The organism is Streptomyces hamibioticus (genome assembly GCF_047946815.1).
Taxonomy (GTDB): Bacteria; Actinomycetota; Actinomycetes; order Streptomycetales; family Streptomycetaceae; genus Streptomyces.
In genome coordinates, this window is record NZ_JBKKQY010000001.1 from 1,023,767 (window position 1) to 1,043,559 (window position 19,793).

18 protein-coding genes, 1 pseudogene and 1 riboswitch are annotated in these 19,793 nt (G+C 71.8%); of the genes and pseudogenes, 4 read left to right on the top strand and 15 right to left on the bottom strand.

The window, feature by feature from the left end; all coding sequences use genetic code 11:
* Positions 1-10 precede the first annotated feature (10 nt).
* The 6 genes from tdh to ACLGIH_RS04725 all read right to left on the bottom strand — a co-directional run bounded on the left by tdh (position 11) and on the right by ACLGIH_RS04725 (position 5,061).
* A complete protein-coding gene (gene tdh, locus ACLGIH_RS04700) occupies positions 11-1,039 on the bottom strand; it encodes an L-threonine 3-dehydrogenase (protein ID WP_416523942.1) in 1,029 nt (342 codons plus the stop codon).
* Between the two features lie 188 nt (positions 1,040-1,227).
* Entirely contained in the window at positions 1,228-1,803 is a 576-nt protein-coding gene (locus tag ACLGIH_RS04705) for a GAF domain-containing protein (RefSeq protein WP_416523943.1), read from the bottom strand.
* Between the two features lie 76 nt (positions 1,804-1,879).
* Complete coding sequence (locus ACLGIH_RS04710) at positions 1,880-2,515, bottom strand: GTP-binding protein (protein WP_416523944.1); 636 nt, start codon at positions 2,513-2,515, stop codon at positions 1,880-1,882.
* Positions 2,493-2,870 (bottom strand): DUF742 domain-containing protein, encoded by a 378-nt coding sequence (locus ACLGIH_RS04715; RefSeq protein ID WP_416523945.1) that lies wholly within the window; start codon positions 2,868-2,870, stop codon positions 2,493-2,495. The genes ACLGIH_RS04710 and ACLGIH_RS04715 overlap by 23 nt, the downstream gene beginning before the upstream one ends.
* On the bottom strand, positions 2,867-3,301 hold the full coding sequence (locus tag ACLGIH_RS04720; RefSeq protein ID WP_416523946.1) for a roadblock/LC7 domain-containing protein: 435 nt from the start codon (positions 3,299-3,301) through the stop codon (positions 2,867-2,869). The genes ACLGIH_RS04715 and ACLGIH_RS04720 overlap by 4 nt, the downstream gene beginning before the upstream one ends.
* 35 nt (positions 3,302-3,336) lie before the next feature.
* A complete protein-coding gene (locus ACLGIH_RS04725; RefSeq protein ID WP_416523947.1) occupies positions 3,337-5,061 on the bottom strand; it encodes an ATP-binding protein in 1,725 nt (574 codons plus the stop codon).
* Between the two features lie 481 nt (positions 5,062-5,542).
* On the opposite strand from ACLGIH_RS04725, the gene ACLGIH_RS04730 reads away from it, so the two are divergent.
* Positions 5,543-7,012: a glycosyltransferase family 39 protein gene (locus ACLGIH_RS04730; protein ID WP_416523948.1), complete on the top strand. Its 1,470-nt coding sequence runs from the start codon at positions 5,543-5,545 to the stop codon at positions 7,010-7,012.
* A 111-nt stretch (positions 7,013-7,123) separates the two neighbouring features.
* On the opposite strand, the gene ACLGIH_RS04735 is transcribed toward ACLGIH_RS04730, so the two are convergent.
* Positions 7,124-8,320, bottom strand: coding sequence for an MBL fold metallo-hydrolase (locus tag ACLGIH_RS04735; RefSeq protein ID WP_416523949.1), 1,197 nt, complete (start codon positions 8,318-8,320; stop codon positions 7,124-7,126).
* Positions 8,321-8,487: 167 nt separating this feature from the next.
* Here ACLGIH_RS04735 and ACLGIH_RS04740 point away from each other — a divergent pair, with 167 nt between their 5' ends.
* Together ACLGIH_RS04740 and ACLGIH_RS04745 are read left to right on the top strand one after the other, a co-directional pair.
* Positions 8,488-9,066: a carboxymuconolactone decarboxylase family protein gene (locus tag ACLGIH_RS04740; protein ID WP_416523950.1), complete on the top strand. Its 579-nt coding sequence runs from the start codon at positions 8,488-8,490 to the stop codon at positions 9,064-9,066.
* 40 nt (positions 9,067-9,106) lie between these two features.
* Positions 9,107-9,778, top strand: a complete 672-nt coding sequence (locus ACLGIH_RS04745; protein ID WP_416523951.1) for a TetR/AcrR family transcriptional regulator — start codon at positions 9,107-9,109, stop codon at positions 9,776-9,778.
* A gap of 242 nt (positions 9,779-10,020) precedes the next feature.
* Here the strand turns inward: ACLGIH_RS04745 and ACLGIH_RS04750 are convergent, their stop codons facing one another.
* Both ACLGIH_RS04750 and ACLGIH_RS04755 read right to left on the bottom strand, forming a co-directional pair.
* Positions 10,021-10,806: an SGNH/GDSL hydrolase family protein gene (locus ACLGIH_RS04750; RefSeq protein ID WP_416529280.1), complete on the bottom strand. Its 786-nt coding sequence runs from the start codon at positions 10,804-10,806 to the stop codon at positions 10,021-10,023.
* Between the two features lie 247 nt (positions 10,807-11,053).
* Complete coding sequence (locus tag ACLGIH_RS04755; protein WP_416523952.1) at positions 11,054-12,019, bottom strand: M23 family metallopeptidase; 966 nt, start codon at positions 12,017-12,019, stop codon at positions 11,054-11,056.
* A 4-nt stretch (positions 12,020-12,023) separates the two neighbouring features.
* Positions 12,024-12,187: riboswitch (cyclic di-AMP (ydaO/yuaA leader) on the bottom strand.
* A gap of 464 nt (positions 12,188-12,651) precedes the next feature.
* Here ACLGIH_RS04755 and ACLGIH_RS04760 point away from each other — a divergent pair.
* The gene (locus ACLGIH_RS04760; protein WP_416523953.1) at positions 12,652-13,449 is read left to right on the top strand and encodes a tyrosine-protein phosphatase; all 798 of its coding nucleotides are present in this window, start codon (positions 12,652-12,654) and stop codon (positions 13,447-13,449) included.
* 29 nt (positions 13,450-13,478) lie between these two features.
* Here the strand turns inward: ACLGIH_RS04760 and ACLGIH_RS04765 are convergent, their stop codons facing one another.
* The 6 genes and pseudogenes from ACLGIH_RS04765 to hpnH all read right to left on the bottom strand — a co-directional run bounded on the left by ACLGIH_RS04765 (position 13,479) and on the right by hpnH (position 19,793).
* Positions 13,479-13,598, bottom strand: a complete 120-nt coding sequence (locus ACLGIH_RS04765; RefSeq protein WP_416523954.1) for a DUF6126 family protein — start codon at positions 13,596-13,598, stop codon at positions 13,479-13,481.
* Positions 13,595-14,215 carry a helix-turn-helix domain-containing protein gene (locus ACLGIH_RS04770; protein WP_416523955.1) on the bottom strand — a complete coding sequence of 207 codons (621 nt, stop codon included), beginning with the start codon at positions 14,213-14,215 and terminating at the stop codon, positions 13,595-13,597. The genes ACLGIH_RS04765 and ACLGIH_RS04770 overlap by 4 nt, the downstream gene beginning before the upstream one ends.
* 62 nt (positions 14,216-14,277) lie before the next feature.
* Positions 14,278-15,663: an aspartate aminotransferase family protein gene (locus ACLGIH_RS04775; protein ID WP_416523956.1), complete on the bottom strand. Its 1,386-nt coding sequence runs from the start codon at positions 15,661-15,663 to the stop codon at positions 14,278-14,280.
* A complete protein-coding gene (gene dxs / locus ACLGIH_RS04780; RefSeq protein WP_416523957.1) occupies positions 15,660-17,582 on the bottom strand; it encodes a 1-deoxy-D-xylulose-5-phosphate synthase in 1,923 nt (640 codons plus the stop codon). Before dxs ends, ACLGIH_RS04775 begins: the two co-directional genes overlap by 4 nt.
* Positions 17,583-17,609: 27 nt before the next feature.
* Positions 17,610-18,766 (bottom strand): annotated as a pseudogene (ispG, locus tag ACLGIH_RS04785) (flavodoxin-dependent (E)-4-hydroxy-3-methylbut-2-enyl-diphosphate synthase).
* Between the two features lie 4 nt (positions 18,767-18,770).
* A complete protein-coding gene (hpnH, locus tag ACLGIH_RS04790) occupies positions 18,771-19,793 on the bottom strand; it encodes an adenosyl-hopene transferase HpnH (protein WP_416523958.1) in 1,023 nt (340 codons plus the stop codon).

Genomic DNA, 19,793 nt, shown 5'->3' on the forward strand with positions numbered 1-19,793 from the left:
GGGCGGAGGATCAGACGGTCCAGTCGAGGATGACCTTGCCGCCCGTGCCGCTCGCCGCGTCCTCGAACGCGGCCTCGTAGTCGCGGTGGCCGTAGCGGCCGGTGATCACCGGGGAGAGGTCGAGGCCGCCCTCCAGGAGGACGGACATCGCGTACCAGGTCTCGAACATCTCCCGGCCGTAGATGCCCTTGATGGTGATCATCGAGGTGACGACGCGGGCCCAGTCGACCGGGAACTCCTCGGCGGGCAGGCCGAGCATGGCGATCCGGCCGCCGTGCGTCATGTTGGCGATCATGTCGCGCATCGCCTCGGGGCGGCCGGACATCTCCAGGCCGATGTCGAAGCCCTCGCGGAGGCCCAGCTCGCGCTGGCCGTCGGCGATCGTCATGCCGGAGACGTTCAGCGCGAGGCTGACGCCGACCTTGAGCGCCAGCTTCAGGCGCTCCTCGCTCACGTCGGTGATCACGACGTTGCGCGCCCCGGCGTGCCGGGCCACGGCGGCGGCCATCAGGCCGATCGGCCCGGCGCCGGTGATCAGGACGTCCTCGCCGACCAGCGGGAAGGACAGCGCGGTGTGCACGGCGTTGCCGAACGGGTCGAAGATCGCGGCGACGTCGAGGTCGACGGGGACGCGGTGCACCCAGACGTTGGACGCGGGCAGGGCGACGTACTCGGCGAACGCCCCGTCCCGGCCGACGCCGAGACCGACCGTGGCCCGGCACAGGTGCCGGCGGCCGGCCAGGCAGTTGCGGCACTTGCCGCACACCAGGTGGCCCTCGCCGCTGACCCGGTCGCCGATCTTGATGTCGGTGACGTCCCGGCCGGTCTCGACGACCTCGCCGACGAACTCGTGGCCGACGACCAGCGGGGCGTTGATGGCCTGCTGCGCCCAGCCGTCCCAGGCCCGGATGTGCAGGTCGGTACCGCAGATACCGGTGCGCAGCACCTTGATCAGTACGTCACCCGGTCCGACGGCGGGCTCGGGGACGTCCGCGAGCCACAGCCCGGGTTCGGCCTTCTCCTTGACCAGCGCCTTCAACGCTTCGGCTCCTGAGGGGTGAGATCCCGGCACCGGGCATGCCGAAGCGGCCCGCGTCCGGGGAGGTGAGGGGGATCGCACAGCAATCTGCCCTACCCGGCCCGCCCCGTCCATCGAGGTTTTCTAAAACGGCGCCACAGCTTTCCTTCACACGGCTCCCGCGGGCTTCCGTCTCCCACCCCCGCCCCTCACGGCGGCAGGCCGTCGTCCGCGCTCCGTTCCAGGCGCCGCACCAGCTCCGCCGCCGTCGACTTGATCGTCTCCAGCCCTTCCCTCCCCCAGGGCCGCGGCCGCACGTCGGCGGCGCTCACCGTGCCCAGCACCGTCCCCGTGCTGTCGATGAGCGGGGCGCCGAGGTAGGAGCGGATGCCGAACTCGTCGACGACCGGATTGCCCGCGAACCGCGGATAGTCGCGGACGTCCTCCAGCACCAGCGCCTTGCGCCGGGCCGCCACATGGGGGCAGAAGCCGTGGTCGCGGGGCTGGACGCGGCCGAACTCGGGTGCGGTGCCGTCACCCCGCAGAACGGGCGGGACCTCGGGGACATGCAGCCCGGCGAAGAACTGCCCGTCCTCGACCAGGAAGTTGACCATGCCGTACGGGGTACCGGCGTGCGCGGCGAGCCGGTCCGCGAAGACGTCGAGCGTGGGTTCCGGGCGGTGCCCGAGCCCGAGCCGGCGCAGCCGCCGGATCCGGTCGGGGGCCTCCCGGTCCTCGGGCGTGAGCAGCAGACGTCCGACCGGGCGCGGCGGGTCGTAGCTCATGGGCGGGCTCCGTCGCTGAGGGCGTACGTCATGGGCGGCTCCGTGGCGGTGTGTGCGGGGATCACATGGGTCGGGATCACATGTGGGCGCCGTACCCCGAAGCGGGGGCCGGCGTATGGGCGATGAGGTGGCGCACGAGGGTCAGCAGGGTCTGTACGCCGGAGCTGGAGATACGGGCGTCGCAGCGCACGACGGGGATCTCGGGCGGGAGGTCCATCGCCAGGCGCACCTCCGCGGTGTCGTAGCGGTGGGCGCCGTCGAACTCGTTGACGGCGACGACGAAGGCCAGGCCGCGCTGCTCGAAGAAGTCGACGGCCGCGAAGGATTCCTCCAGCCGGCGGGTGTCGGCGAGGACGACCGCGCCGAGGGCCCCCTCGCACAGTTCGTCCCACATGAACCAGAACCGCTCCTGCCCCGGCGTGCCGAACAGGTACAGGACGTGTTCCGGGTCGAGGGTGATGCGGCCGAAGTCCATCGCCACGGTGGTCTCGAGTTTGTTCTCGATGCCGTCGAGGCTGTCGGTGGCGGCGCTGACCGTGGTGAGCAGTTCCTCCGTGCTCAGCGGCGCGATCTCGCTCACCGCGCCGACAAAGGTCGTCTTGCCCACGCCGAACCCGCCCGCGACCAGGATCTTGAGCGCGGTGGGGAACGGGTCGGTGCCGTCGGCTCCGTCGGGTCCGTGGGCGTAGTCAGAGCTGTCGTCGTAGTCCATCGAGCACTGCCTCCAGAAGGGCCCGGTCCGTGGGGTTGTGGTGGAACGCGGGGGGCTTGGTGGTCAGCGCCCCGCAGTCGACGAGATCCGACAGCAGCACCTTGGTGACCGCCACCGGCAGCCTCAGATGGGCGGCGACCTCGGCGACCGGGACCGGGGCGCGGCACAGGTCGAGGACCTGCGCGTGTTCGGGTCCGAGGTAGCCGAGGGGGGTGGCTCCGGTGGCCATCACCTGCGACATCAGGTCGAGCGCGACGCTGGGCCGGGTGCGGCCGTTGCTGACCGTGAAGGGGCGCACCAGCCGTCCGGCCGCGTCGTCGAGCCAGGGCCCGTCGCCGGTCGCCGCCGCGCTCAAGGCCTCATCGCCGGGGTTTCGACGGCATGCTGCCGGGGTGCGGTGACCAGGTAGGGGCGGACGCTCTTGACCAGCATCGCCATCTCGTAGCCGAGGACCGCGGCGTCGGCCTCGCGGCCGGCCAGCACGGCGAGGCAGGTGCCGGAGCCGGCGGTGGTGACGAACAGCAGGGTCGAGTCGAGTTCGACGACGACCTGCCGCACGTCCCCGCCGTCGCCGAAGCGGACACCGGCGCTGCGGCCGAGGGAGTACAGGCCGGAGGCCAGGGCGGCCATGTGGTCGGCGCTGTCCGGGTCCAGGCCGTGGACGGACTTCACCAGCCCGTCGCAGGACAGGAGCACCGCGCTCCTGGTGTGCGGTACGCGCTGCACGAGGCCGCTCATCAGCCAGTCGAGATCGGATACCTGGCCGGTCGGCGCGTCGCTCGCCATGGTGGATCGACTCCTTGAAGTGGTAAGGGGGGTGGTCATCCGGCCGGTGCGCTCCCGTCGTGCCGGGCGTGCTCCCGGTGGGGTGGTTCGGTGGGCTGCTGCGCCTCGGCGAGGCCGATGCCCCGCTGGAAGGCGGCCATCAGGCCGGGGTCGTGGCCGGCGAGGTGTTCGGGGTCCTGCCGGGGGGCGGGACCGTCGCGGAGCTGGGGTGCGATGTGCTCCTGCGCGCGGCGGCGGGGCAGTTGGGGTTTGCCCATGGTGCCGCGCACGGCCGCGTGGCGCGGTAACGGCGGAGTGTCGGCGTGCTCGGCGAGGGCGGGCCGGTCGTCGGGCCGGACGCCGGGCACGGCCTCGGCCGGGTTGGGCCGGTCCTCGTGGGGGCCGCGCACGGGCAGCGGCTGGGGCGCGGTGCCGTGCGCGGGCGCCGGCCCGGGCGGTACGGCGGCCGGTACGACGGTGGGTGCGGGCGCGGGGTCCTGCTGCTGGCGGAGCGGCGGTACGGGAACCGGCTGCGGGGAGGTATCCGGCCGGGTTGCGGCGTCCGGGAGTCCCGGTTCCGTTCCCAGCAGGGCCTGGGGGACGACGAGCACCGCCTGTACGCCGCCGTAGATGTTGGACTGGAGGCGGACGGTGATGCCGTGCCGCTTGGCCAGTTGGGACACGACGAACAGCCCGATCCGGCCGTCCGCGAGCAGCCGGGCCACGTTGACCTGGTCGGGGTCGGCGAGGAGGGCGTTCATGCGGTGCTGTTCGGCGACGGGCATGCCCAGGCCGCGGTCCTCGACCTCGACGGCGAGCCCGGAGGTGACCAGACCGGCGCGCAGCAGCACTTGGGTGTGGGGGGCGGAGAACACGGTGGCGTTCTCGACGAGTTCGGCCAGCAGGTGGATGACGTCGGCGACGGCGTGGCCGCGCAGGGTGCCGTCGATCGGCGGGACCAGCCGGACCCGGGAGTACTGCTCGACCTCGGCGATGGCCGAGCGCAGCACCTCGGTCATGGAGACGGGGTGGCTCCACTGGCGGCGGGAGACGGCGCCGCCGAGCACGGCCAGGTTCTCGGCGTGGCGGCGGATGCGGGTGGCGAGGTGGTCGACGTGGAAGAGCCCCTTGAGCAGGTCGGGGTCCTCCATCTCGTTCTCCAGCTCGTCGAGGATGGAGATCTCCCGGTGGACCAGGGACTGCAGCCGCCGGGCCAGGTTGACGAAGACCTCCAGCTTCTGTTCGCTGCCGGCCTGGCTGGAGAGCTGGGCGGCCCGGACGACGGCGGCGACCGCACTGTCGTGGGCGCGGGCCAGGTCGGCGGCGAGCAGGTCGAAGTCGTCGGCGTCGGCGGGGGGTTCGCCGCGGGCCGGCCGCTCGGGCGGACCCTCGCCGCGGCGCAGCGCCTCGACCACGGCGCGCAGGTCGCCCTCGCCACGTGCGGTGCTGCGGCGCAGTACACCGACGCGGTCGTGCACGGCCCGGGCGGCGCGGTCCGCGGCGACGGCGGCGATGACGACGGCCGCCAGCGTCACCGAGACGGCGCCGCCGAGCACGCCCCACAAGGTGGGCCCGGGCGCGATGCCCGTGGAGCGGACCGTGAACAGCACGGCCGCGCAGCCGCTGAGGGCCACGGCGACGGGTGGCAGGACGGCGAGACGCAGCAGTTGGGGCCGTATGTGGGTCTCGGGCAGCGCGGGAGCGGTGCGGGCGGCCGGCCGTCCGTGCCGCCCGCCCTCACGTCGGTCTGCGCGCGCGGCCGGGGCGCGGAGGTGAGACATCGGTGTCCTCGTACTGGTCCGTCGGGGCTGGGTGCTCGCGCGTGGTGCGCCACGCGGACATGCGCCATCGCGGTGTCGGCCGTGCGGACCGAGAGGCGGTCCCCTGTCGCCCGACGGACACTGACAGTAGTCGCCTGTGCATCATGTGCGGTGGGCAGTTGACAAACTCCCCCGGACATCGTCCTGCTCTGGTATGAGGCCTCGTACGACAGACCGATAACCCGGTGAGACACCCATTCCGGATCAGTCGGAGACGGACCGGAACCGATCGAAATTGATCACGTTCGGTTACAACGCCGGGCCGGGCACGGGAGTTGACGCTCCAGAGGCTCCCGTGAGCCGCCTCACACGAAGCGTGCAAAGTACATCTTTCAGGTAAGATCATCTCCGTGGTGCCGGGCCCTCCGTTACTCGGATGCACGCCGAACGCCACTTCTCGCGAACGATCGCGTGGAACCGGCCGGCCGGGGGGCGGACCACATTGACGAAACGCACGGCTGCCCGTCCTCGATACCGCCGCCTTCTCGTCTGGCTGGTTCCGTTCCTCTGGACCGTCGCTCTCGGCCTGTGGGGGCTGTCGCGGCAGCGCAGTGTCTGGCGGGACGAGGCCGCGACCTGGCAGGTCGCCCTCCGGTCCACCGGCGAGACAGTGCACATGCTGAAGCACACCGACGTCGTGCACGGCCTCTACTACCTGTGCATGCACGAGCTGTTCGCGTGCTTCGGCCCTTCGACCACGGTGTTGCGCCTGCCCTCCGTGCTGGCCGTCGCGGTGGGAGCGGCATGTGTGGCGCAGCTCGGGCGGCGGCTGGCCGGGAGCGTGGCGGGCCTGGGCGGCGGCATGGTGTTCGGGCTGCTCCCCTCCGTGCAGTTCCACCTCCAGGAGGGCCGTCCGTACGCCCTGGTGGCGGCCGGGGCCGGGCTCTCGACACTGCTGCTCGTGGTGATCCTGCAGGAACGACGGGAGCGGTGGGTGTACTGGGCCGGCTACGGCTGCGCGGTCCTCGTGTGCGGCCTGCTGAACTGGCTCTCGTTGCTGATCCTGCCCGCGCACCTGGCGACTCTGGCGTGGGCGCGTGCCGGGCGCGGCACGTGGGCGCGCTGGGCCGTGTCCGCCACGGCCGCGACGGCAGGCGCCGCACCGCTGATCCTCTTCAGCCGGACCCAGTCCGATCAGGTGTCCTGGATACCGCCGCTGACCTGGCACATGCTGATCGGGCCGGCGGTCCTGCTGGCGATCGCCGGTCTCGGGACCCTGCTGGACCGGCCCCGGGCGGGACGGCTTTCGGCGGCGACCGTCGGGCTGCCGCTGCTTGCGGTTCCGCAGCTCGGTCTCGTCGGGCTCTCCCTGTTCAAGCCCCTGTTCGTGGACCGGTACGTCCTGTTCAGCCTCCTCGGACTGGCCCTGATGATCGGTGTCGTTCTCCGCGCGCTGGTGCGGGCGGTGTCACGCCGGTCGTGGAGCGCGTCGCGGTGGGTCCTTCCCGTCGCGATCGCCGTCGCGTCGGCAGGTCTGCTCCCGCAGGCGCTGGCGAAACGCTCTCCGCAGAGCCGCGTGGACGACGTCCTGGCAGCGGCGGCGCAGGTGGAGCGGCTGAAGAAGCCCGCGGACGCCGTACTCTTCGTCCCGGCGGCGCGGCGGGACACCAGAATGGTCTCCCCGCACGCCTTCACGGGCCTCCAGGACATCGCCCTGGAGGAGACCCCGGAACGTTCCGGAACGCTGAAGGGCGTGGAGTGGGGCCCTGCGCGCATACGGACGGAGATGCTCGCCCGACAGCGCATCATTCTCGTCACCGACGCGGCGGAGGTGGCGAGGCCGACGAGGTCGGCCCGGGACAGGACGAAGATCTCCACGTTGCGGAGGTACTTCGCGCCGGTGGCCGACGAGCAGGTCCGCGGCCGGAGAGTGACGGTGTACGAGAGGCTCGCGCCCGGGCCGCGGTCGTGACCTCTGCCCGCGGGGCGCCCCGTCCAGGGCGCTCGCACCGCACGGTCGCGGCCTGCCGACGGGAGACGCCCCGGCAGCCGCACATCCCGGGGATGCCGTGCCCGATGGACGTCACCGCTCACCCACGAGGCCGTGATCGCCGCTGCGCCTCTCGGCCCCGGCCCCGACGCGCCCGGAGTGGCGCCACGGGCGTGCGATCGGGTGCGACACCGCCCGCCACCACGGCTCCCCGGGCGTCTTCCCGGCAGGCTCGAACGGCTCGCCGGGCCGGGGGAACGCCACCGCCTGGCCCGCCTCTTCGGCCACATCCTTCATCCACTCCCCCGGCTCCGCCCACGGATGCGGCGCCAGGTTGAAGGTGGCCCAGTGGATCGGCAGCAGCACACCGGCGTCGCCCGCCCCGCCCTGGAGGTCGAGGTGGGCGCGCAGCCCCTCGGCGGGGGTCATGTGGATGTCGGGCCAGAACTCGGAGTACGCCCCGACCTGGATCATCGTCGCGTCGAACGGGCCGTGCGCGGCGCCGATCCCCGCGAAGCCCTCGAAGTAGCCGGTGTCTCCGCTGTGGTAGACGCGGTGCTCCTCACCGGCGACGACCCAGGAGGCCCACAGCGTGTGCTGGGTGTTGCGCAGGCCGCGTCCGCAGAAGTGGCGGGCCGGCGTGGCGGTCAGGGTGAGACCGCCGACCCGCCTGGATTCGTGCCAGTCCAGTTCGCGCAGCCGGCCGGTGGACACCCCCCAGTGCTCCAGGTGCGCGCCGACGCCCAGGGGCACGGCGAACAGGGTGTCCGTGCCGGCCAGCGCCTTGATCGTGGGCATGTCCAGGTGGTCGTAGTGGTCGTGCGAGACGACGACCACGTCGACGGGGCCGAGCGCGGCCGGCGGCAGTGGCAGCGGGTGGAGCCGCCTGGGGCCGGCGAAGGGGAACGGGGAGCAGCGCTCGCCCCAGACCGGGTCGAACAGCACCCGCTGCCCGTCGATCTCGGCGAGCACGCTGGAGTGCCCCAGCCAGGTCAGCCGGAGCCCGGTGGCCGGCGGGCGGGCGAGGTCGGCGAGCGTGGTGGCGTGCACCGGGACCGGGCCCCGCGGAGTGCGGCGCGCCCGTGCCTCGCGCTCGAAGTAGATCCGGGCGAAGTCCAGGGCCGAACCGGAGGGACGGGTCCGGGCCGGGCCGCCGGGGTTCTGGAAGACGCCGTCCTTGAAATGCGGCGATCTGCGGATACGCGCCATGCGCTCACCGCTGGGGTCCACGCCGAAGGCCGCGGGCCGCGGTGTGCGGAACGCGGTGCTCGGAAGACGGAAGCCGGCCACGGTACCTCCAGACGGAGTCGGTCAGGCTCCCATTATGGTCGGAGGGTGTGACAGCCCCGGCGGGCCGGATGTCACGCCCGCGCCCCCTGCCTTCGTCGTACCGGTGACGGCGCCCGCACCGGGCGTCCCGCGCGCAACCGCGCGTCCGACGTACAGGAGGTCGTCTCATGGCCCGCGTATCGCTCACCCCGCCCCGGACACTCGTCCTCCGTGTCGTGGAGTGGTACTCCCGGCGCACCTACGGAAAGTCCCTCGACCCCGTCAACGCGCTCGGGCACCACTCCCGCGCCCTGCGGGGCTATCTGCGGTTCGAGCAGTCCGTGGCCAGGTGGAACAAGCTCGACTCCGATCTCAAGGCGCTCGCCGTGATGGCCTCGGCGGCCTCGATCGGCTGCTCGTGGTGCATGGATTTCGGGTATTGGGCGAACGCCGAACGCGGTATGGACACGCGGAAACTGCGCGAGGTGCCGGTGTGGCGGGACAGTGACGCCTACACACCGCTGGAGCGGGACGTGATGGAGTACGCCGAGGCGATGACGGCGAACCCGCCGACCGTCACCGACGACCTCGCCGAACGGCTGCGCGCCCGGCTCGGCGAGCCCGCCTTCGTGGAGCTGACGGCCGTCGTCGCCGTGGAGAACCTGCGCTCCCGGATCAACTCGGCGCTCGGCCTGACCAGCCAGGGCTTCAAGGACTCCTGCGGCCTGCGGGAGGCGCCGGGCCGGGCCGCGACCGCCGCGGAATGAACGGGCGGGCGGCCGCGGGCGCCTGTGTAGGGTGACCGGCGTGGCGAGGGTTCGATTGAGTGTGCGAGAGAGGCGCGAGGAGCTGCTGTACGCCGCGATCGAGCAGATAGCGGCACGCGGCGTGGCCGCGGTGCGGATCTCCGACGTGGCCTCCGCCCTCGGCGTCAGCAACGCCCTGGTGCTCTATCACTTCTCGACCAAGGAGAAGCTGGTCGCGGCGGCGTTCACGCACGCCGCCGAGGACGACCTGGCGCGCCTGCGCAAGCTGCTCGGCCGCCGCACCTCGGCGTTACGCCGGCTGCGCGCGGCCGTGCGCTGGTACGCCCCGACCGGACCGGCCAAGGGCTGGCGGCTGTGGATCGAGGGCTGGGCGGCGGCGCTGCGCGAGCCGGTGCTGCGCGAGGTCGCGCGTGACCTGGACGCGCAGTGGAAGGCCGCGCTCACCGACGTCATCACCGAAGGGGTGGCCGCCGGAGAGTTCCCCTGTCCCGACCCGGCCGGCGCCGCCCTGCGGCTGACGGCCCTGCTCGACGGGCTGGCCGTACAGCTGACGTCGTACGGCGGCAGCGTGTCCCGGGCGCGCGCCCAGGAGTGGGTGGACGACGCGCTCGCCCGCGAGCTGGGGGTGGCACGGGAGGCCCTGACCACGCCACGCCGACGAGCCCGCCCCGCCGGCGGGCCCGTCACCCGGGTGAGCCCGCCCCGCGAGTGACCACGGGCCCGCCGACGCACGCATCCAGCCCGCGGGCCCACCAGGCCGGGAGCGCGGGCCCGCCCATGAGCCCGGGCAACGGGAAAGCGTCCCGCCGACGCACGCCGGCCACCGGCCCACGTCGGCCCCGCCCGTTGGTCACGCCGCCGGCCGTCGGCCGCACACGCCGGTGAGCGCCGGCCGCCCCTGAGGCACTCCGCGAGAACCGCCCCGGTCCCTCGTCCCGGCGTCCGTGCGCCCCGTCAGGCCACCGAGGTGATCCGCATCCGGATGTCGTCCGGCGAGAGGGTCCCCTTGGCGGTCACGTGGTCGCCCGAGGACTCGCCGCGCAGCCGCCGTCCGATCCATGGCACCAGGTACTCGCGCGCCCAGTGGACGTCGTCCCGCCGGATGTCGAGGGTGCCGCGCGGCGGCAGCGGAGGCCAGGGCTGCTCCGGGTCGGCCGGGACCGGGAGGCCGAGCACCTGTCCGGCGCGCAGCGCCACGCGCGTGTGCCCCTCGGGCGACAGGTGCAGCCGGTCCGTGTCCCAGGCCCGGCGGTCCTGCACGCTGCGCAGCGACCACAGGTCGAGCACCGGGCAGCCGTACCGGTCGGCGACGGCCCGCACATGTCCGTTGTACGTGGCGATCTTGCCGCGCAGGTGCTTGAGGAGCGGCACCCTGCGGGTGTCGAACCCGGTCGTCACCAGGACGGTGCCGGCCACCGCCGCCAGCTCGGCGACCGCCCGCTCGAACCGCTCGGCCACCTCGTCGGGGTCGGTGCCGGGCCGGATGATGTCGTTGCCGCCCGCACAGAACGAGACCAGGTCCGGGGCGAGTTCGACGGCCCTGGGAACCTGGTCGGCCACGATCTGGTCGAGCAGCTTCCCGCGCACCGCGAGGTTGGTGTAGCCGAAGTCGCCCTCGGGCCGCCGGTCGGCGAGCAGGACGGCGAGGCGGTCGGCCCAGCCGACGAACGCCCCGTCGGGGCCGGGGTCGCCGACGCCCTCGGTGAAGCTGTCCCCCACCGCCACGTACGACCCGATCACTGATCTGCTGTCACTCTTCGAATCGTCTGCCACGTCGCACCATGATTCACCGTGGAATGTGACTTACGCGACCGTAGGCAGGGGTTGACGGGCGGTGAGAAAGGCCACTCGTAAATCATTTGCCAACTCCGGAACCACGGGCCGCCATTCCCGGGCCCTCTTCCCGGCCCCGCTTCCGGACCCGCACGCACCGAAGGCCGGACCCGGGGATCGGGGTCCGGCCTTCGGTCGCGCGAGAGGCGGAGCGTCAGAGGGAGACGCCCTTGGAGCGCAGGTAGGCGACCGGGTCCACGTCGGAGCCGTAGCTCGGCGTGGTGCGGATCTCGAAGTGCAGGTGCGGCCCGGTCGAGTTGCCGGTCGAGCCGGAGAGGCCGACCTGCTGGCCCGCGCTCACCGACTGACCGCTGGAGACGGAGAGCGAGGACAGGTGGGCGTACTGGGCGTAGTGGCCGTCGGCCAGCTTGAGGACGACCTGGTTGCCGTACGCGCCCGCCCAGCCGGCCGAGACGACCGTACCGGCGCCCACGGCCTTCAGGGAGGTGCCCGTCGGGACGGCGAAGTCGGTGCCGGTGTGGTAGCCGCTGGACCACATGCTGCCCGACTGGCGGTACGGCGTGCCGACGGTGCCGCCCGGCACCGGGGAGACGAAGCCGCTGGAGGCGTTGGCGGAGGTACCGGCGGACTGAGCGCGGGCGCCCTCGGAGGAGGACTCCTTCGCCGGGGCGTCCGAGGACGACTTCTGCTTCTGCGGCGCGGCCGGCTTCGACGGCTCGGCGGCCTTCGACGACTTGCCGGACGACTTGCCGGCGCCCGCCTCGGCCGCGCCGCCGATGGCGAGCTTCAGGCCCGGGTGGATGAGCGAGGGGTCCTCGCCGACGGCCTGGAGGTTGTCGGCCCACAGCTGCTGCCAGCCGCCGTCGACGTTCTGCTCGTCGGCGATCTTCGCGAGGTAGTCACCGGAGCGCACGGTGTAGGTGCGCTTGTCCGAGGACTTCGCGTTGCCGGCGGTGCCGGCGCTCTTCTCGGCGGCCTTCTGCTGGGCCACCGGAAGGGAGGAAACGGCCTTTTCGGACACGGACTGCGCGGGAGCGGCCTGGGCGTTCGCAGCACCCATGAGCGGGAGCGCGAGCGCGGCTCCACCGGTTCCGGCGAAAGCGATGACGCGGGTCAGACGCTGGGTCTTGGTACGGCGGTGCTTACCCTTCGCGGGCATGGCGAATTCCTCTCCGGCGCCTACGAGGTGAGCTGTCGGGTTCGGGCTGGAGATGCCCGGCCGGGCCGAAGCACGGCTTAACCCCTAGCCGTTCCGGAGACCGGAACAGGCGGTGATACCTGTGGGTCCCCCGCTCCTGCCGTGTACGGGTGTGGGTGAGTGCGGGCTCCGGTCGGCGGCAGGATTAGGCGTCCGTCCGGATCGGTGGTGAACGTAAGGGACCAAGACGCACAGAAACAAGCGACGGTTTCCCGATGCGGGGTTTTCACGTGATCCCCTTGGGGAAAGAGTGGTCACACTCCGTCGACTCTCCGGGCACCATCACCGGCAAACACCCTTGAAAACAGCTGGAATTACGTGAGCATGATGGGCAACGCACCGTCACGGATATGACCCTCCTCACGCACCGCCTCTCCAGCCCCCCTTATTCCAGAGCGAGTTGGAACTAAGACACCAATTCGGACAGAATTCCCGAATGCACCACCAATGAATAAGTGCCGCATCGAGTCGCCCGGCGTCGTGCCCGGTGTACCGCCTGTGGACAACTCATTGCCCCAGGCAAGGGATGCCGTATCGTCGAGTCGGTGCCCGTCGACGAGCAGCGTCGGCGGGGCGGAGTGGGAGGAGTCCCCGTGACGCAGCAGGTCCCGTCGACCGAGCCCGAGCTGGCCGGTGTGCGCAACTTCCGTGACGTGGGCGGACTGCCGACCGCGGACGGCCGACGGGTGCGGTACGGCGTGCTGTACCGCAGCGGCCACCTGGCGCACGCCACCGCGGAGGACGCCGCCTTCCTCGACTCCCTGGGGCTGCACACGATCTTCGACTTCCGCAACGCGGCCGACCAGAAGCTCGAGGGCCCGGACATCGCGCTGCCCGGCGTGCGCAACGTGAACCTGCCGCTGTCCGACCCCGCCGACGGCGCCGAGTTCTGGAAGATGGTCCGCGACGGCGACCTCGACCAGCTCCGGGAGATCCTGGCGGACGGCAAGGGCGCGCACCGGATGATCGCCTCGTACCGCATGATCATCAAGGAGCGCACGGCGGAGCACTCCCAGGTGCTGCACGCGCTCGCCGAGGACAGCGTGCCCGCCCTGATGCACTGCGCGGCCGGCAAGGACCGGGCCGGCCTGTCGGTGGCGGTGACGCTGCTCGCCGTGGGCGTGGAGCGCGAGGCCATCGTCGAGGACTACCTGAAGTCGGGCGCCGCCCACCGCCGCTACAAGGTGCGCCGCAGCGGCAGCTCCGACTCGGCCTACTCCCCCGAGGTCATGGAGCTGCTCAGCCCCCTGTTCGACGCCCGCGCCGAATACCTGGCGGCGGCCTTCGACACGATCGAGGAGACCTGGGGCGGCGTCGACACCTATCTGGAGCGGGGTCTGCGGATCACACCGGACATCCGGGAGCGGCTGCGCGAGCGCCTGCTCGACTGAGCCACGCCACCGCCCCGCCACCGCCCCGGCTACTTGGCGCCGGCCTCGAACAGCAGGTAGACGAAGGCGGCGAAGACGTGCCCCACGGCGATGTAGACGATCAGCCGCACCCACAGCGCACGCGGGAACTTCTCCTCCATGTCGCTCACGGCGTCTCCCCGGGGGCGTGCCCCAGGCACAGCGCGGCCGTGGGGCTCTGCAGCAGCGTGTGGACGAACAGCAGGTCGACGCCGTCGGTGTCCACGGCGGCGATCCAGTGCGGGGTCAGCGAGTCGAAGTGCGCACTGTCGCCGGGCGCGAGCCGGTGCACGGTGTCGCCGAGGCGCAGCCGCAGCCGGCCCCGCAGGACGTGGAGCCACTCCTCGCCGGGGTGCACGCGCACGATGTCGCCCTGCGAGCCGAAGGGCACGTGGACCCGCAGCGCCTGCATCCCGCGCCCGGGCGCGCCGGCCGGCCAGTACGTCCAGCCGCCCGCCCGGGTCGGCTCCATGTCGGCCGCCCGGACGACGGCGTCGCGGTCCGCGACCGTCTCGCCGAGCAGCTCCGAGACCGTCGTACCGTAGATCCGGGCCAGCGCGAGCAGCATCGGCAGCGAGGGCTGGCGCTGACCGGTCTCCAGCCGGGAGAGATGGGCGGGCGACAGCCCCGCGGCGCGGGCCGCCGCCTCCAGCGTGAGACCGGCCCGCCGGCGCAGGGCGCGCAGCTGTGGCGCCACGACGGACACCGTCCCGGCGGGTCCGTCCGGCGCGGACTCGGGAGAGTTCATGCCTCCATTCAGCCCGAGCCTTGCCCCCGGGGCAATTTTCTTGCCTCTGAGGCAAAAGATCCCTAGCGGCCGGCCACCGCCTGCTTCACCAGCGTCTTGCCGAAGTCCCACATCAGGCCGCCGCCGCTGTGCGCGTCGTCCATGACCTCGGTGAAGGCGTCCACGAACCGGTCCACCTCCCGCTCACCGATGATCAGCGGCGGGATGAGCTTGATCACCTCCAGGTGGTCGCCGGAGACCTGGGTGAGGATGCGGTGCCGGTGCATCAGCGGGGCGACCACCATCTGTGCAAACAGCCCCTTGCGCGCCGCCTGCAGCATGGACCACCGGCTGCGCAGCTTCATCGACCGCGGCCGGCCGAACTCGATGCCGATCATCAGCCCCCGCCCGCGCACGTCGGAGACCAGCTCGTAGGAGTCCGCCATCGCAGTCAGCCGGGACTTCAGCCGCTCGCCCATGGCCGCCGCGTTGGCGACGACCTGTTCGTCCTCCAGCACGTGCAGCACCGCGAGCCCGGCGGCCATGGCCTGGGCGTTGGAACCGAAGCTCGCCGAGTGCACCAGCACACGGTCCATCGACGAGAACACCTTCTTGAAGATCCAGTCCCTGCCGAGAGTGGCCCCCACCGGGACGTATCCGCCGGAGAGCGCCTTGGCCACGCACACCAGGTCCGGCTCGACGCCCTCTTCGTCCTGGTAGGCGTAGAAGGTCCCGGTCCGCCCCAGGCCCGTCTGCACCTCGTCGGCGATGAGCAGCGCCTTGTGCCGGTGCAGCAGCTCCTGGGCGGCGCGCAGGTAGCCGGGCGGGGCCTCGTGCACGCCCTTGCCCTGGATGGGCTCGACGATCAGCGCGGCGACGTCGCCCTTGTTCAGTTCCCGGGCCAGGGCGTCGAGGTCGCCGAGCGGGACGGCGGTGTCCGGCAGCAGCGGGGCGAAGCCGTCCCGGAACCCCGCCTCGCCGTTGACCGACAGGGAGCCGGCCGTCAGCCCGTGGAACGCGTGCGCGCAGTACAGGACCCTGGGCCGGCCGGTCGCGTACCGGGCGAACTTCAGCGCGGTCTCCACCGCCTCGGTGCCGCTGTTGCCGAAGAACACCTTCTCCAGGTGCGGGCTGTACGACAGCAGCCGCTCGGCCAGCAGACCTGGCAGCGGAGGGCAGTCGAAGCGGGTCAGGTCGGCGAGCGAGGCGTCGAGCACGTCGTGCAGCGCCTTGCGGAGGACGGGGTGGTGGCGGCCCAGGCCCATCACCCCGAAGCCGGCGAGCATGTCCAGGTAGTCGTTGCCGTCAGCGTCCCAGAAGTACGCGCCCTCCGCGCGCTCGTAGACCTTGTCGAAGCCGATGGTGCGCAGCATCCGCGGGAGCTGGTGGTTGACGTGCCTGCCGTGCAGCTCGTACCGCTCTGCTCCGCGCTCGGCCAACAGGGCGCCGAGGTCGAACTCCTTGGTCATTCCGTTTCTCCTTGCGCTGACGCGACGGGTGGAACGCCCCCCGGCTGCCGCCCCCCGACGGCGAGGCCCGCGCTGATCCGGCCGGCGATCTCGACGGGCGTGAGCCCGATGTCGGCGAGCACCTCGGCCCGTTTGGCGTGCGCGAGGAACTGCTCGGGGATGCCGAACCGCCGTACGGGCACGTCGACCCCGGCGTCGCCCAGCGCCAGTGCCAGCGCCGAGCCGACCCCGGCCGCCCGGCTGTTGTCCTCCACGACGGCGACCAGGCGGTGCCGGGCGGCCAGCGGGGGCAGGGCCGGGTCGACGGGCTTGACCCAGCGGGGGTCCACCACGGTGCAGCCGATGCCCCGGGCCTCGAGCAGTTCGGCGGCCCGGAGGCAGACCGGCGCCATCACACCCACGGCGACGAGCAGCACCCCGGGCCGTTCCGCGGCGTGCAGGACGTCCATGCCGCCGACCCGGCCGACAGCGGGCAGGGCCGGGCCCACCGACTCCTTGGGGAAGCGCAGCAGGGTCGGCGCGTCGTCGACGGCGACCGCCTCACGGAGCTGGGCGCGCAGCTGGTCGGCGTCGCGCGGGGCGGCGATGCGCAGGCCGGGGACGACCTGGAGGACGGACAGGTCCCACATGCCGTTGTGCGAGGCGCCGTCGACGCCGGTGACGCCGGCCCGGTCCAGCACGAAGGTCACACCGCAGCGGTGCAGCGCGACATCCATCAGCAACTGGTCGAAGGCCCGGTTGAGGAAGGTGGCGTAGACGGCGACGACCGGGTGCAGCCCGCCGGTCGCCAGCCCGGCCGCGGACACCGCCGCGTGCTGCTCGGCGATGCCGACGTCCCACACCCGGTCGGGGAACCGCTCCGCGAACCTGCCCAGGCCGACCGGGTGCAGCATGGCCGCCGTGATCGCGACGACGTCCTCGCGTTCCTCCCCGATCCGCACCATCTCGTCGCCGAACACCGACGTCCAGGACGGGCCGCCGGACGGAGCGAGCGGGGCGCAGGTGAGCGGGTCCATCACGCCGACGGTGTGGAAGTGGTCCTCCTCGTGGGCCAGCGCGGGTTCGTAGCCGCGGCCCTTCTCGGTCAGGCAGTGCACCAGCACGGGCCCGTGGAACCGCTTGGCCCGGCGCAGCGCCGACTCGACCGCGCCGATGTCGTGCCCGTCGATCGGGCCGACGTACTTCAGCCCCAGGTCCTCGAAGAGGCCCTGGGGGGCGAAGGCGTACTTGAAGCCCTTCTTCGCGCCGTGCAGGGCCTCGTAGACGGTGTTGCCGACGACCGGCGTGCGCTGGAGTACGTCCTTGCCCCAGGCCAGCATCTTCTCGTAGCCGTCGGTGGTGCGCAGGGTCGCGAGGTGGTGGGCGAGACCGCCGATGGTCGGGGCGTAGGAGCGCTCGTTGTCGTTGACGACGATGATCAGCGGCCGGTTCCTGGCGGCCGCGATGTTGTTCAGCGCCTCCCAGGCCATGCCGCCGGTCAGCGCGCCGTCGCCGATCACCGCGACGACGTGGTCCTTCTCCCCCCGCACCTGTCGGGCCTTGGCGAGTCCGTCGGCCCAGCCGAGCGCCGTGGAGGCGTGGCTGTTCTCGATGATGTCGTGCTCGGACTCCTCGCGTGACGGGTACCCGGAGAGGCCGCCCTTGCCGCGCAGCTTGGAGAAGTCCTGGCGACCCGTCAGGAGTTTGTGGACGTAGCTCTGGTGACCGGTGTCCCACAGGAGGCGGTCGGCCGGCGACTCGAAGACCCGGTGCAGAGCGACCGTGAGTTCGACCACCCCCAGGTTGGGTCCGAGGTGCCCGCCGGTCCGGGCCACCGACCGGATCAGGAAGTCGCGGATCTCCTGGGACAGTTCGCCGAGTTCCGCCTCGGACAGCGCCTTCAGGTCGCGTGGTTGCCGGATCCTCTCCAGGATCGTCACGCTCGGCCCCCTCTCGGTCCGTGCTGTTCAGTTCACGGTGACGGCCGGCTCCCCCTGCGCGATGCCGTCCTGCTCCATCTGCTCGGCGAGCTTCATCGCCTCGTCGATCAGCGTTTCCACGATCTTGGACTCCGGGACCGTCTTGATGACCTCGCCCTTGACGAAGATCTGCCCCTTGCCGTTACCGGAGGCGACACCGAGATCGGCCTCCCGGGCCTCACCCGGACCGTTGACGACACAGCCCATCACGGCCACCCGCAGCGGCACGTCCATACCGGTCAGACCGGCGGTGACCTCTTCGGCCAGCTTGTACACGTCCACCTGGGCCCGGCCGCAGGACGGACACGACACGATCTCCAGACCCCGCTGCCGCAGGTTCAGCGACTCCAAAATCTGGATGCCGACCTTGACCTCCTCCGCCGCGGAGCCGACAGCGAGACACGGATGGTGTCGCCGATACCCTGCGAGAGCAGCGCACCGAACGCGACGGCCGACTTGATCGTGCCCTGGAACGCCGGACCGGCCTCGGTCACCCCGAGGTGCAGCGGGTACTCGCACCGCTCCGCCAGCTGCCGGTAGGCCTCGATCATCACCACCGGGTCGTTGTGCTTCACCGAGATCTTGATGTCCCGGAAGTCGTGCTCCTCGAACAGCGACGCCTCCCACAGCGCCGACTCCACCAGCGCCTCCGGCGTCGCCTTGCCGTACTTCTGCAGCAGCCGCCTGTCCAGCGACCCCGCGTTCACGCCGATCCGGATCGGCGTCCCGTGGTCGCGGGCCGCCTTCGCGATCTCCCTGACCTGGTCGTCGAACTTCTTGATGTTGCCCGGATTGACCCGGACCGCCGCACAGCCCGCCTCGATCGCCGCGAACACGTACTTCGGCTGGAAGTGGATGTCGGCGATCACCGGGATCTGCGACTTGCGCGCGATCGTCGCCAGCGCGTCCGCGTCGTCCTGCGTCGGACACGCCACCCGCACGATCTGGCACCCCGACGCCGTCAGCTCCGCGATCTGCTGCAGCGTCGCCCCCACGTCCGACGTACGCGTCGTCGTCATCGACTGCACGGACACCGGGGCGTCCCCACCGACCGCCACGGATCCGACCTGGATCCGCCGCGACACCCGCCGCTCGGCGACCGGCCGGACCGGTACCTCGGGGAGGCCCAAGGGGATGGCGGTCATGACGTCACCCCTGGCTTCCGGAGACCGTCTCGCGCATCGCGCGCAGCGACTCCTTCAGCGAACCCATGGTGGCCAGTACGGCGGTGGGCTCGTAGCCGCAGTGCGCCATGCAGTTGGCGCAGCGCGGGTCCTTGCCGCGGCCGTACTGGTCCCAGTCGGTGTCCTCGATCAGCTCCCGGTAGGTGGACACGTAGCCGTCGCTCATCAGGTAGCAGGGCCGCTGCCAGCCGAAGAGGGAGTAGTTCGGGATCGCCCAGGCGGTGCAGGGGAAGTCGACCTTGCCCTCCAGGAAGTCCAGGAAGAGCGGCGAGTGGTTGAGCCGCCAGCGGCGCCGGTTGCCGCCGGCGAAGGCCTTCTTGAACAGCTCGCGGGTCTGTTCCACGCCCAGGAAGTGCTCCTGGTCGGGGGCCTTCTCGTAGGCGTAGGCGGGCGAGATCATCATCTCGTCGACCTTCAGGTCGTCGTTGAGGTAGTCGAGGACCTCGACGACGGTCTGCGGGGTGTCGGTGTTGAAGAAGGTCGAGTTGGTGGTCACCCGGAAGCCGCGTCGCTTGGCCTCCTTGATGGCCGCCACGGCCTCGTCGAAGACGCCCTCCTTCGCCACGGACTCGTCGTGCCGCTCGCGCAGTCCGTCGATGTGCACGGCGAAGGCGAAGTACGGGGAGGGCGAGAAGTTGTCCATCTTCTTGCGCAGCAGCATGGCGTTGGTGCACAGGAAGACGTACTTCCGCTTCGCCACCAACTGGCGCACGATCTCGTCGATCTGGGGGTGCATCAGCGGTTCGCCGCCGGCAATGGAGACCATCGGGGCACCGGATTCCAGCACCGCCCCGACGGCCTGGGCGACCGGCATGCGCTGCTTGAGCACGCCCGCCGGGTGCTGGATCTTGCCGCATCCCTCGCACTTCAGGTTGCAGGCGTACAGCGGTTCCAGCTCGACGATGAGCGGAAACTTGTCCCGCCGGCGGAGCTTCTGTTCGGCCAAGTAAGTAGCGACCTTGATGGACTGGCGCAGCGGCATGGCCAT

Coding starts and splice junctions, on each gene's coding strand:
- ACLGIH_RS04720 (WP_416523946.1), bottom strand. CDS start 3,301: ATGGCGAGCGACGCGCCGACCGGCCAGGTATCCGATCTCGACTGGCTG.
- ACLGIH_RS04725 (WP_416523947.1), bottom strand. CDS start 5,061: ATGTCTCACCTCCGCGCCCCGGCCGCGCGCGCAGACCGACGTGAGGGC.
- ACLGIH_RS04755 (WP_416523952.1), bottom strand. CDS start 12,019: ATGCCCGCGAAGGGTAAGCACCGCCGTACCAAGACCCAGCGTCTGACC.
- ACLGIH_RS04770 (WP_416523955.1), bottom strand. CDS start 14,215: ATGAACTCTCCCGAGTCCGCGCCGGACGGACCCGCCGGGACGGTGTCC.
- ACLGIH_RS04710 (WP_416523944.1), bottom strand. CDS start 2,515: ATGGACTACGACGACAGCTCTGACTACGCCCACGGACCCGACGGAGCC.
- ACLGIH_RS04775 (WP_416523956.1), bottom strand. CDS start 15,663: ATGACCAAGGAGTTCGACCTCGGCGCCCTGTTGGCCGAGCGCGGAGCA.
- ACLGIH_RS04740 (WP_416523950.1), top strand. CDS start 8,488: ATGGCCCGCGTATCGCTCACCCCGCCCCGGACACTCGTCCTCCGTGTC.
- hpnH (WP_416523958.1), bottom strand. CDS start 19,793: ATGGCCATGCCGCTGCGCCAGTCCATCAAGGTCGCTACTTACTTGGCC.
- ACLGIH_RS04705 (WP_416523943.1), bottom strand. CDS start 1,803: ATGAGCTACGACCCGCCGCGCCCGGTCGGACGTCTGCTGCTCACGCCC.